This is a genomic window from Sphingopyxis sp. 22461 (genome assembly GCF_052044915.1).
In the GTDB taxonomy this organism is placed as follows: Bacteria; Pseudomonadota; Alphaproteobacteria; order Sphingomonadales; family Sphingomonadaceae; genus Sphingopyxis.
This window is the reverse complement of record NZ_JBQENY010000004.1, coordinates 108,563-118,276: the sequence shown is the minus strand read 5'-3', so window position 1 is coordinate 118,276 and position 9,714 is coordinate 108,563. Positions and strand designations below refer to the sequence as shown.

At 64.6% G+C, this 9,714-nt stretch carries 12 protein-coding genes; 3 read left to right on the top strand and 9 right to left on the bottom strand.

The annotated features are described in order from the left end of the window. Positions 1 to 165: 165 nt before the first annotated feature. On the top strand, positions 166 to 1,386 hold the full coding sequence (locus tag ACTJI5_RS07950) for a polyhydroxyalkanoate depolymerase (RefSeq protein WP_440859910.1): 1,221 nt from the start codon (positions 166 to 168) through the stop codon (positions 1,384 to 1,386). 176 nt (positions 1,387 to 1,562) lie between these two features. Here the strand turns inward: ACTJI5_RS07950 and ACTJI5_RS07945 are convergent, their stop codons facing one another. Continuing rightward, positions 1,563 to 1,958, bottom strand: a complete 396-nt coding sequence (locus ACTJI5_RS07945; protein WP_082639994.1) for a YkvA family protein — start codon at positions 1,956 to 1,958, stop codon at positions 1,563 to 1,565. 24 nt (positions 1,959 to 1,982) lie between these two features. On the opposite strand from ACTJI5_RS07945, the gene ACTJI5_RS07940 reads away from it, so the two are divergent. Beyond that, the gene (locus ACTJI5_RS07940) at positions 1,983 to 2,975 is read left to right on the top strand and encodes a dipeptide epimerase (RefSeq protein ID WP_440859909.1); all 993 of its coding nucleotides are present in this window, start codon (positions 1,983 to 1,985) and stop codon (positions 2,973 to 2,975) included. A 100-nt stretch (positions 2,976 to 3,075) separates the two neighbouring features. Here the strand turns inward: ACTJI5_RS07940 and ACTJI5_RS07935 are convergent, their stop codons facing one another. After that, the gene (locus ACTJI5_RS07935) at positions 3,076 to 3,540 is read right to left on the bottom strand and encodes a pyridoxamine 5'-phosphate oxidase family protein (protein ID WP_440859908.1); all 465 of its coding nucleotides are present in this window, start codon (positions 3,538 to 3,540) and stop codon (positions 3,076 to 3,078) included. Positions 3,541 to 3,604: 64 nt separating this feature from the next. Beyond that, complete coding sequence (locus ACTJI5_RS07930) at positions 3,605 to 4,000, bottom strand: VOC family protein (protein WP_310251330.1); 396 nt, start codon at positions 3,998 to 4,000, stop codon at positions 3,605 to 3,607. An 86-nt stretch (positions 4,001 to 4,086) separates the two neighbouring features. Between ACTJI5_RS07930 and soxR the strand changes: the two genes are divergently transcribed. Next, a complete protein-coding gene (gene soxR, locus ACTJI5_RS07925) occupies positions 4,087 to 4,557 on the top strand; it encodes a redox-sensitive transcriptional activator SoxR (RefSeq protein WP_310251332.1) in 471 nt (156 codons plus the stop codon). A 190-nt stretch (positions 4,558 to 4,747) separates the two neighbouring features. Here soxR and ACTJI5_RS07920 read toward each other — a convergent pair whose 3' ends face one another. From ACTJI5_RS07920 to ACTJI5_RS07895, 6 genes are all read right to left on the bottom strand, one after another. Next, positions 4,748 to 5,038, bottom strand: a complete 291-nt coding sequence (locus ACTJI5_RS07920) for a putative quinol monooxygenase (protein WP_058536954.1) — start codon at positions 5,036 to 5,038, stop codon at positions 4,748 to 4,750. Between the two features lie 19 nt (positions 5,039 to 5,057). After that, entirely contained in the window at positions 5,058 to 5,642 is a 585-nt protein-coding gene (locus ACTJI5_RS07915) for a carboxymuconolactone decarboxylase family protein (RefSeq protein WP_440859907.1), read from the bottom strand. Further along, a complete protein-coding gene (locus ACTJI5_RS07910; protein ID WP_058536952.1) occupies positions 5,642 to 6,823 on the bottom strand; it encodes an acetyl-CoA C-acyltransferase in 1,182 nt (393 codons plus the stop codon). Before ACTJI5_RS07910 ends, ACTJI5_RS07915 begins: the two co-directional genes overlap by 1 nt. 54 nt (positions 6,824 to 6,877) lie before the next feature. After that, the gene (locus ACTJI5_RS07905) at positions 6,878 to 7,336 is read right to left on the bottom strand and encodes a MaoC family dehydratase (RefSeq protein ID WP_058536951.1); all 459 of its coding nucleotides are present in this window, start codon (positions 7,334 to 7,336) and stop codon (positions 6,878 to 6,880) included. Between the two features lie 95 nt (positions 7,337 to 7,431). Then, positions 7,432 to 8,532, bottom strand: coding sequence for a mechanosensitive ion channel family protein (locus ACTJI5_RS07900; protein ID WP_440860090.1), 1,101 nt, complete (start codon positions 8,530 to 8,532; stop codon positions 7,432 to 7,434). Between the two features lie 127 nt (positions 8,533 to 8,659). Then, the gene (locus ACTJI5_RS07895) at positions 8,660 to 9,670 is read right to left on the bottom strand and encodes a DNA topoisomerase IB (RefSeq protein ID WP_439513416.1); all 1,011 of its coding nucleotides are present in this window, start codon (positions 9,668 to 9,670) and stop codon (positions 8,660 to 8,662) included. Positions 9,671 to 9,714 lie beyond the last annotated feature (44 nt).

Here is a 9,714-nt window from a genome sequence, read left to right as displayed (position 1 = left end):
ATTCACTCCATCGGCGCATCATGCGCCGTTCCGCGCAGAATATTCGACTTCGGCACGCCTCGCAACGATTTTGATGCATTGCACAATGAGGATCAGCCCCTAGACTGCTAACCAATGAGCAGGCGCCGGAGAGCGCCGCCGGGGTCACGCAAGGAAGAATCGAATATGCTGTACCACGCCTTTGACATGCAGAAAAACTGGCTCGCAGGCGCGAGCGCGCTGGCGACCGCGGGCGCACAAGTGATGCAGCATCCCGCGAATCCGCTCGGCTATTTCAGCGGCAGCCCGATGTTTGCATCGGCGCTCGAAGTATTCGCGCACGCCTCGGCGCCGCGCGGCAAGCCGGGATTCGAACTATACGAGACCCAAGTGGATGGCGAAAAGACGCGCGTGACCGAGGTGGTCGAGGCGCGCAAACCCTTCGGCCAGCTCAAGCATTTCAAGCATAAGGGGTCGAAAGACGCGCCGAAGCTGCTGATCGTCGCGCCGATGTCGGGTCATTATGCGACGCTGCTGCGCGGCACGGTCGAGCGGATGCTGCCCGGCCATGACCTGTGGATCACCGACTGGCGCGACGCGCGCAACGTGCCGCTCGAAGCCGGCAAGTTCGACCTCGACGACTATGTCGATTATCTGATCTCGTGGCTCGAGCATATCGGCCCCGGCGCGCATGTGCTCGCGGTGTGCCAGCCGTCGGTGCCGAGCCTTGCGGCGGCGGCGATCATGGCCGCGAACAAGCATAAGTGCCGGCCGAAGACGCTGACGATGATGGGCGGGCCGATCGACACGCGCAAGGCGCCGACCGCGGTGAACGAGCATGCGATGACGCGCCCGCACGCCTGGTTCCAGGAAAATGTCATCGCGACCGTCCCGGCTTATTATCCTGGCGCCGGCCGCCGCGTCTATCCGGGCTTCCTGCAGCTTGCGGGCTTCATGTCAATGAACCTTGGCAATCACATGATGAGCCATTGGGAGATGTTCAAGCATCTGGTCGATGGCGACGGCGAGAGCGCCGACAAGACCAAGGAATTCTACGACGAATATCGCGCGGTGTGCGACATGACGTCCGAATTCTACCTGCAGACGGTCGACGTCGTGTTCCAGCGCCACCTGCTGCCGAAGGGCGAGATGACGCACCGCGGCCAGCCGGTCGATGTCGGCGCGATCGAGGACATCGCGATCCTCGCGATCGAGGGCGAGCGCGACGATATTTCGGGGATCGGCCAGACCAAGGCAGCGCTGACGATCGCCAAGGCGCTACCCGCCGACCAGAAGAAATATTTGATGGTGAAGGGCGTCGGTCATTACGGTATTTTCAACGGCCGCAAATGGCGCGAGGAGATCGCGCCGGTGGTCGAGAAATGGATCCGCGCGCACGGCGGCTGACGACGGGTTGTGGACATACTTCTCCCCTCCCTTTTAGGGAGGGGCCGGGGGTGGGTGGCCGCCGAAGGCGGCGTTCTACTGCAGCTCGCTTCGCTCGTACCCACCCCTAACCCCTCCCTAAAAGGGAGGGGGATGACTGGAATCCACCCCGAAGCCGACCGTCAGAAAACCGGCAACTAATGCCAGGGCGACGTCCGCACGCTCCAATAGACAATATAGAGCAGCCCCGCCCAGAGCAGCAGGATGAACGCCATTCCGGCGCGGCTCGACGGGCGCTCGCTCGCGGTTTCGGCGGCGGCGTGAAGTTCGGCCCATAGGGGATCGGGGATCAGGCGGCGCACAACCCACAGGCCGAGCGGGACGATCAGCAAATCGTCAAGCCAGCCCAAGACCGGAATGAAATCGGGAATCAGGTCGATCGGTGACAGCGCATAGGCCGCCACCGCGATCGCGAGCAGGCGCGCGAGCCAGGGCACGCGCGGGTCGCGCGCGGCGAGCCAGGCGGCGTGCGCCTCGACCGCGAGGCGGTGGCCGAGATCGCCGATACGTTCGGAAAGAGATTTGCCGGTCATCGCGATCTACACTAGCCTTCCCGCATGGCTATCCAACTGAAAAGCGCACGTGTTGAACGCTGGCCGGTCGCGGGAGCGTTCGTGATCAGCCGCGGCGCGAAGACGCATGTCGATGTCGTCGTCGCCGAAATCGAGGGTGACGGCGCTGTCGGACGCGGCGAAGGGACGCCGGTCTATTATCTGGGCGAGGATGCCGCGGGGTGCCGCGACCAGTTACTGCGCGTCGCGCCCTATATCGCCGAGCTGGGCGCCGTCGAGGCACGCGCCGCGGTGCAGGAGTTGATGGCGCCCGGCGCGGCACGCAACGCGCTCGATTGTGCGCTGTGGGATCTCGAGGCGCGGCAGCGCGGATTGCGTCTCTGGCAGCTTGCCGGGTGCGACGGCGCGCCGACGTCGCGTGTTACCGCCTTCACCATCTCGCTCGGCGCGCCCGGCGCGATGGCGGAGCAGGCGGCGACGGCCGAGGCCGACGGCTATCGTTTGCTGAAATTGAAGCTCACCGGCGAAGGCGACCGCCTGCGCGTCGCCGCGGTGCGCAAAGGTGCGCCCGAGGCGCGGCTGATCGTCGACGCCAACGAAAGCTGGCGCGATATCGACATTTTGAGCGAGGCCGAGGCGCTCGCCGACCTGGGGGTCGAAATGATCGAGCAGCCGGTGCCGGTGGGTGCCGACGCGCTGCTCGACCCGATCTATGCGCCCATTCCCTTCATCGCCGACGAGAGCTGTCAGACCGCGGCCGATGTCGCGCGGATCGGCGCGTTTTACGACGGGGTGAATATCAAGCTCGACAAGGCGGGCGGTCTGACCGAGGCATTGCGCATCGCCGATGCGGCCGATGCGGCGGGACTGTCGATCATGGCCGGGTGCATGTTGTCGACCAGCCTCGCGATTGCGCCGGCGTTCGTGCTGGCACAGCGGGCGCGCTGGGTCGATCTCGACGGTCCTGCCTTGTTGGAGCGCGACCGCGAGGGCGGGTTCGAGTTTCGCGACGGGCGGATCGGGCCGCCGGTGGGCTGAACAAAAACCGTTCGCATCGAGCGTAGTCGCGATGCCCATCGGCTGGGCGTTACCATGATAGGTGTCTCGACTTCGCTCGACATGAACGGGGGAAGGCAGGTTACAGCGCTACCGTGGCGTGCTGGCCAAGCTCGCCTTCCTTCATCGTCATGCCCGTTGCCAGCTTGAACAGGCCCTTGATGCTCGGGTCGGCGGTCCAGATTTCGGCGTTGTCGAGATCGAAGCGCAAGAGGACGAGCTTCGGATCGTCCTTGCCGCCTTCGTACCAGGCCGCGATGCTGTTATTCCACAATTTGTCGAGCACTGCGCGACTTTCCTCGCGGCGCAGCGTGCCCGAGATGCAGGCGAACAGCTCGTGGCCTTTCGCGGCGAACTGCGCCATCGCGGGGCCGCCGCCCGACAGGCGGTTGTCGGTCGCGGTGAAGAACCAGAAGGCGCCGTGCGCATCCCTGTCGAGCTGGGCGTTCATCGGGATATGATGTTCGCGCTCGCCGGTCGCGCCGACCATGACATAAGGGCTGTCGGCCAGCGCCTTCCAGAATTGTTTCTTGATGTCTTCGCTCATCGAAAGACTCCTTCATGCCCCCCGATGATCGATCAACGCGGCAGGGCGCCGGTCGTTGCCCCGTTCAGCGCAGCCGCGGCTCCGCATAGCTGACGACCTCATATTCGATGCCGTCGGGATCGAAGAAATAGAAGCGGCGGCCGGGTTCGTAATCGCCGTGGTTGAACGGGGTCAGCCCGACTGCCTTCACGCGCATCTCGATCGTGTCCAGATCGTCGACTTGCACCCCGACATGGTTGAGCGGCGCGCCCTTTGGATATTGCGCGTCGGCGTGCTCGCCGTCGGGGCCGGTGTAGAGTGCGATATAAGCGGCGTCGCTGCCGAGGTGGATCGTGCGCCCGCCACCCTGTGCAGGGCCGCGCCAGCGCTCGTGCCAGCCAAAGATCGCCGAGAGGATTCCGGCGGTGCGGTCGGGGTCGCTGACCGTCAGATTCACATGCTCGATGAAGGGATGCGTCACCTTATATTCTCCTGATTCGCGTTGACGCACGGCTTATGAAAGCTCAAGTCAGGTTGAGATCAAGGATAAAAGCAGGAGCGCGGAAGATGCATCGGACCGACCTGATCGCGATCGGCGAACTCGCGGCGCGCACCGGCGTCGCGGTGTCGGCGATCCGCTTTTACGAAGCGAAGGGGCTGGTGGAGGCGCTGCGCACCGGCGGCGGCCAGCGGCGCTTCCTGCGCGCCGATATCCGCCGCGTCTCGTTCATCCTGATCGCGCAGCAACTGGGGCTGAGCCTTGAAGAAATCGCCGCCGAGCTGGCGCGGCTCCCCGCGGGACGGACGCCGAACGGCGCCGACTGGACACGGATCAGCACCGGCCTCAGCGCGCGGATCGATGCGCAGATCGCGGCGCTTCAGCGCACGCGCGAACTGCTCGGCAACTGCATCGGCTGCGGGTGCCTCTCGCTCAAGAAATGCGGCCTCTACAATCGCGACGACAAGGCGGCGCAACGCGGGGCGGGGCCGCGCTATGTGCTGGGCGACCGGTCGGGGCAGATTGCCGAGGTCGGCTGACGCCTTGCACCGCGATGCGGACGAATTATTTCAACCGGGTGCGCTGAGGAAGGATGTCGCGTCCTTTCCCTTCGTCATCCCGGACTTGATCCGGGATCCCGCTTTTGTGAGGCATCGACTGGCTTCGATCTCGAGCGGGACCCCGGATCAAGTCCGGGGTGACGATGAATGAAAGATCATCTCCGGATAATCAAACCGCGGAAAGCCGCTCGATTTCGGGCGCGCCGGCGAGGCAGGGGCCGAGCTTCGCGCCGAGGGTACGGAAATGGTCCGACGCGCGGTGTGCTTCGACCGCGGCATCGCCGTCATAGCATTCGAGCACCTTGTACACACCCGCCTCGCTGGTGCGGAACAGCTTGTAATAGCTGTTGCCGGGCTCGTCCGCGTGCACCGCGGCGGCGAGTTCGGCGAACACGCCTTCGAACGCCTCTTCCTTGCCGGGCTGCACGCGCAGCGTGGCGATTACACCGATGGCACTCATGGTCTCTCTCCCTTGTGGTTCAGGCTTTGAGGTCGGGGTCGACGGTCCAGCCGTCCTCGACCTGGATGCCGAAGCTGTTCAAAATCATCGAAACCTGCGTGTATTGGCCGACGGTCATGACGAGGTCCATGCGGCCCTTGTCGCCGAGCGGCGCGAGCGCGGCCCAGGTGGCGTCAGTAACAAAGTGATGGCTCGTGAGCTCGTCGGTCGCGCGGAGCATCGCGCGGTCGAGGTCGTTCCAGCCGCTCGCGTCGGGGCCGGTCTTGATGTGCGCGATCTCGTCTTCGGTGAGCCCGCAATCGAGGCCGATGCGCTTGTGCTGCGTCCACTCATAGCCCGAGCGGCAGTTGTAGCCGGTGCGCAGGATGACGAGTTCGCGATCCCGCGGCGAAAGCGCGTTGCGCCTCGAGAGGATATAATTGCCCCAGCCGAGGAAGGCGGTGAGCGCCTTCGGCGCATGGGCGAGGGTGCGGAAGATGTTGAGAATCTTGCCGCCCCCGACCTTGCCGCCATTGGCAGCAAGGAAGGGTTCGAGCGCGGCGCGCTGGTCGGCATCGAGCCGGTCGAGGTCGACCGGCTCGATACGCGGAGCGGCAAGCCGCATCAGAAGACCTCGAACAGGCCCGCTGCGCCCTGGCCGCCGCCGATGCACATCGTCACGACGGCATATTTGACGCCGCGGCGCTTGCCTTCGATCAGCGCGTGGCCGACGCAGCGCGCGCCGGTCATGCCGAACGGGTGGCCGATCGAGATCGAGCCGCCGTTGACGTTGAGCAGCTCGTTCGGGATGCCGAGCTTGTCGCGGCAGTAAAGCACCTGCACCGCAAAGGCTTCGTTGAGTTCCCAGAGGCCGATGTCGTCCATCTTGAGCTCGAAGCGTTCGAGCAGCTTGGGGATCGCGAAGACGGGGCCGATGCCCATTTCGTCGGGCTCGGTGCCCGCGACCGCCATGCCGACATAGCGGCCGAGCGGCTGGAGACCCTTCTTTTCGGCGACCTTGGCTTCCATCACGACACACGCCGATGCACCGTCGGCGAGCTGGCTGGCGTTACCCGCGGTGATCGAAAAGCCTTCGCCCATCACCGGCTTCAGGCTCGACAGCCCTTCGAGCGTCGTGTCGGGACGGTTGCACTCGTCCTTGTTCGCGACGACGTCCTGGAAGCTGACTTCCTTCGTTTCCTTGTTCACCACCGCCATGGTCGCATTGCAGGCGACGATCTCGTCGTCATATTTGCCCGCGGCCTGCGCGGCGGCGGTGCGCTGCTGCGACTGGAACGAATATTCGTCCTGCGCTTCGCGGCTGATGTTGTAGCGCTTGGCGACGACCTCGGCGGTGCCGATCATCGGCATATAGGTGTCCTTGTGCATCGCGATCAGCTCGGCGTCGGTCTCGATGAACACCTTGCCGCTGCCGCTGACCTTCGAGATGCTCTCGATGCCGCCGGCAACCGCGATGTCCTGACGGTCGACGATGATCTGCTTTGCGGCGGTCGCGATCGTCATCAGGCCCGACGAGCACTGACGGTCGATCGACATGCCGGGGACGGTGACGGGCAGGCCGGCGCGCAGCGCGATCAGGCGCGCGACGTTCATCGTCTGCGAACCCTGCTGCATCGCGGCGCCGAAGACGACGTCGTCGATCTCGCCGCCTTCGATGCCGGCGCGCTCGACCGCGGCGCGGACGGCATGGGCACCGAGCGTCGGGGCAAGGGTGTTGTTGAACGATCCGCGCGCCGCCTTGGTCAGCGGGGTGCGGGCGGTGGAAACGATGACGGCGTCACGCATGATGTAATTCCTCTTCGAAGAGTTTGGCAGAATCTTTGCCGGGGAGGTCTATGCTCAAACGAAAAACTGGCTGATCCATTCGGCGATCAGGGCGGGCTTTTCCTCGCCCTCGATCTCGACGGTGACTTCGTTGGTCTGCTGCCACTGGCCGGGGCGCTTTTCCTCGAGCTCGAGCAGCTTCACATGGCTGCGCACGCGCTTGCCCGAGCGGACGGGCGACAGGAAGCGGACTTTGTTGCAGCCGTAATTGACCCCCATCTTGACGCCGCCGACCTTGGGGCCGTCGGTGCTCGCGCCGAGCAGCGGCATCAGCGACAGGGTGAGGAAGCCGTGCGCGATCGTGCCGCCGAACGGCGTCAGCTTGGCCTTTTCCTCGTCGATATGGATGAACTGATGGTCGCCCGTGGCGTCGGCGAACTTGTTGATCATCTCCTGATCGACGAGCACCCAGTCCGACGTGCCGAGATGCTCACCGACCTTGGTTTGCAGTTCCTGCGGCGTGATGGTGGCCATATGTCATCCCCTGAAATTGCTGGTTCGGGGCGCGTTCTAGGCATCTCTTGCCGCGTTGCACAAGAGCCAAGCCCCGCAGCCGCGGCGCCGTAGCGTCAGCCGGGCTTCGCTGCCTTTGCCGCCGCCGCCTTTGGCTTTGGAGACTCGGAATAGGGCATGATCATGGTCCCGTCGGGCGCCGCGGTAAAGGTCGTCTGCGTGGGATAGGCGAACTCGTAGCCGCTCTTGGCCATCGCGTCGAAGACGCGGATGGCGATATCGGTGCGCGCCGCGGCGACGACATCATAATCGTCGCTGAAGACATCAAAGATCAGTTCGAAATCGAGGCTCGACGGACCGAAGGTCAAAAAGCTCGAGCGGATGAATTCCTGGCCACCGGCAACCACCTGCTCCTCGAGCAACGGCGGCAGGTCGCGGAGCATAGCGGGGGTCGTCTGATAGATGACACCGATCTTGAAGGTGATCCGGCGGCGGTGGAGATGCGCGAAGTTGGTGATCTCCTTGCTCAGCAAATTGGTGTTCGAGATCACGAGCAATTCGCCGTTCAATGAGCGGAGCCGGGTGCTCTTGAGCCCGATGCGTTCGACCGTCGCGGTGCTCATGTCGTACTTGATCGTCTCGCCGACGCGGAATGGGCGGTCGAAGATGATCGACAGCGAGGCGAAGAGGTCGGAGAAAATGCCTTGCGCGGCAAGACCGATCGCGATGCCGCCGATGCCGAGGCCCGCGATGAGGCCGGTGACATTGACCCCCATATTGTCGAGGATGACGATCGCCGCGATCGCGAACAAGGCGATACTGATCAGCAGGCGGATGATCCCCATCGCGTTGCTGAGCGTCTCGTTATTGCCCTCGGCGGCGCGGCGCTGGATCAGTCCGAGCACGATCTCGCGCGCCCAGATCGCGACTTGCAGCACGACCGCGACGGTAAAGACGAACTGGATCATATGCATGATCACCGCGGGCGGCTGGGCATAGCTCGCGACCATGCGGATCGCGATGATCGCGAGCACGGATGACTTGGTCTTGTGGATCACGCGCCCGGCGATGTGGGTCAGCGAGAGGTCGCCTTCGGCCGACTTTGCATATTTGAGCGCAAAGCGGCGGACCATCGACAGCAGGAAATAGATGGCGAGACCGACGCCGATCGCGATACCGATCTGCAGCCAGTGGCTTTCCACCCACGCGAGGCTCATGTCCCAATAGCGCTGCAGATCGGCGAGCGGATCGGTCGCGGCCGCCTTTGCGGGCGCAGCTTTCGGGGCGGCGGTGGTCGCGGCGGCGAGGATGGAGAAATTCACGTCGGGTCCTTTGTACGTCGGATCAGGCGGATTGGAGCAGCACCGCAGCCGCGGGCGCCTGCTCCAGATAGGTCAAAAATCCGCGTTCGTAACGCGAAAGATAACGCGTCGCGCGCGGCAGGTTTCCGATGGCGGATGCGAAGTCTTCGCGTGCCTGCGCCGCAGCGAGCATCGCGGGGTGGACATAGGCTTTGCGCGCGATCGCGGGGGTGTTGCCGAGGCGGCTCGCGACATGTTCGAGCATCGCCTTCAAGGTCGGCGGTTCGGGCGCGTCGTAGAGGAAGGCAAATGCCTCGACGCTCGCCGACCAGGTGCGGAAATGCTTGGCGCTGAATTCGTCACCCATCGCTTCGCGGATATAGGCGTTCACATCGTCGGAGCCGACGACGCAGAGGTCGCCCCCATCCTCATATTGAAAGAGATTCTGGCCGGGCAGGTCCTGCAACCGGCGCACCAGCGTGGTGAGGCTGCGGTCGCTGATCGTCACCTCGCGCTTCGCCCCGCCTTTGGCGATATATTTCAGGCGAAGCGTCTTGCCCGACAGCTTGGCGTGGCGTTGGCGCAGCGTCGTCGCGCCGAAGCTCTTGTTCGCCGCGACATATTGCTCGTTCCCGACGCGCAGCGCGGCGAGGTCGAGCAGGCGCACGACCGCGGCGACGACGCGTTCCGAGCAGAGCGTCCGGCGGTTCAGATCGTCTTCGAGGCGCGCGCGGAGAAGCGGCAGCGCGTGGCCGAAGGCGGCGCACCGGTCATATTTGTCGGCCTCGCGCGCCATCCGAAAATCGGGATGATAGCGATATTGCTTGCGCCCGCGCGCGTCATAGCCGGTCGCGAGGATGTGGCCGTTCGCTGCGGGGCAGAACCACGCATCCTCATAGGCGGGCGGCAGCGCGATCGCGTTGAGGCGGTCGATCTCGTCGCGGTCGCGGATGATCTTTCCCTTGGCGTCGCGGTAGCGCCAGCCGACCCCCGAGCGCGCGCGGCTGATGCCGGGCAGGCTGTCGTCGACATGGACAAGACGCGGTGCGGACATGGGTCCATAGCGCCTCGCCGCCGCCGATGGTTCCCCGTGATACG

Bases quoted from the DNA above. Each gene is read 5' to 3' on its own strand.
- ACTJI5_RS07950 (WP_440859910.1), top strand. From the start codon at position 166: ATGCTGTACCACGCCTTTGACATGCAGAAAAACTGGCTCGCAGGCGCG.
- ACTJI5_RS07945 (WP_082639994.1), bottom strand. From the start codon at position 1,958: ATGACCGGCAAATCTCTTTCCGAACGTATCGGCGATCTCGGCCACCGC.
- ACTJI5_RS07940 (WP_440859909.1), top strand. From the start codon at position 1,983: ATGGCTATCCAACTGAAAAGCGCACGTGTTGAACGCTGGCCGGTCGCG.
- ACTJI5_RS07935 (WP_440859908.1), bottom strand. From the start codon at position 3,540: ATGAGCGAAGACATCAAGAAACAATTCTGGAAGGCGCTGGCCGACAGC.
- soxR (WP_310251332.1), top strand. From the start codon at position 4,087: ATGCATCGGACCGACCTGATCGCGATCGGCGAACTCGCGGCGCGCACC.
- ACTJI5_RS07920 (WP_058536954.1), bottom strand. From the start codon at position 5,038: ATGAGTGCCATCGGTGTAATCGCCACGCTGCGCGTGCAGCCCGGCAAG.
- ACTJI5_RS07915 (WP_440859907.1), bottom strand. From the start codon at position 5,642: ATGCGGCTTGCCGCTCCGCGTATCGAGCCGGTCGACCTCGACCGGCTC.
- ACTJI5_RS07910 (WP_058536952.1), bottom strand. From the start codon at position 6,823: ATGCGTGACGCCGTCATCGTTTCCACCGCCCGCACCCCGCTGACCAAG.
- ACTJI5_RS07905 (WP_058536951.1), bottom strand. From the start codon at position 7,336: ATGGCCACCATCACGCCGCAGGAACTGCAAACCAAGGTCGGTGAGCAT.
- ACTJI5_RS07900 (WP_440860090.1), bottom strand. From the start codon at position 8,532: ATGAGCCTCGCGTGGGTGGAAAGCCACTGGCTGCAGATCGGTATCGCG.
- ACTJI5_RS07895 (WP_439513416.1), bottom strand. From the start codon at position 9,670: ATGTCCGCACCGCGTCTTGTCCATGTCGACGACAGCCTGCCCGGCATC.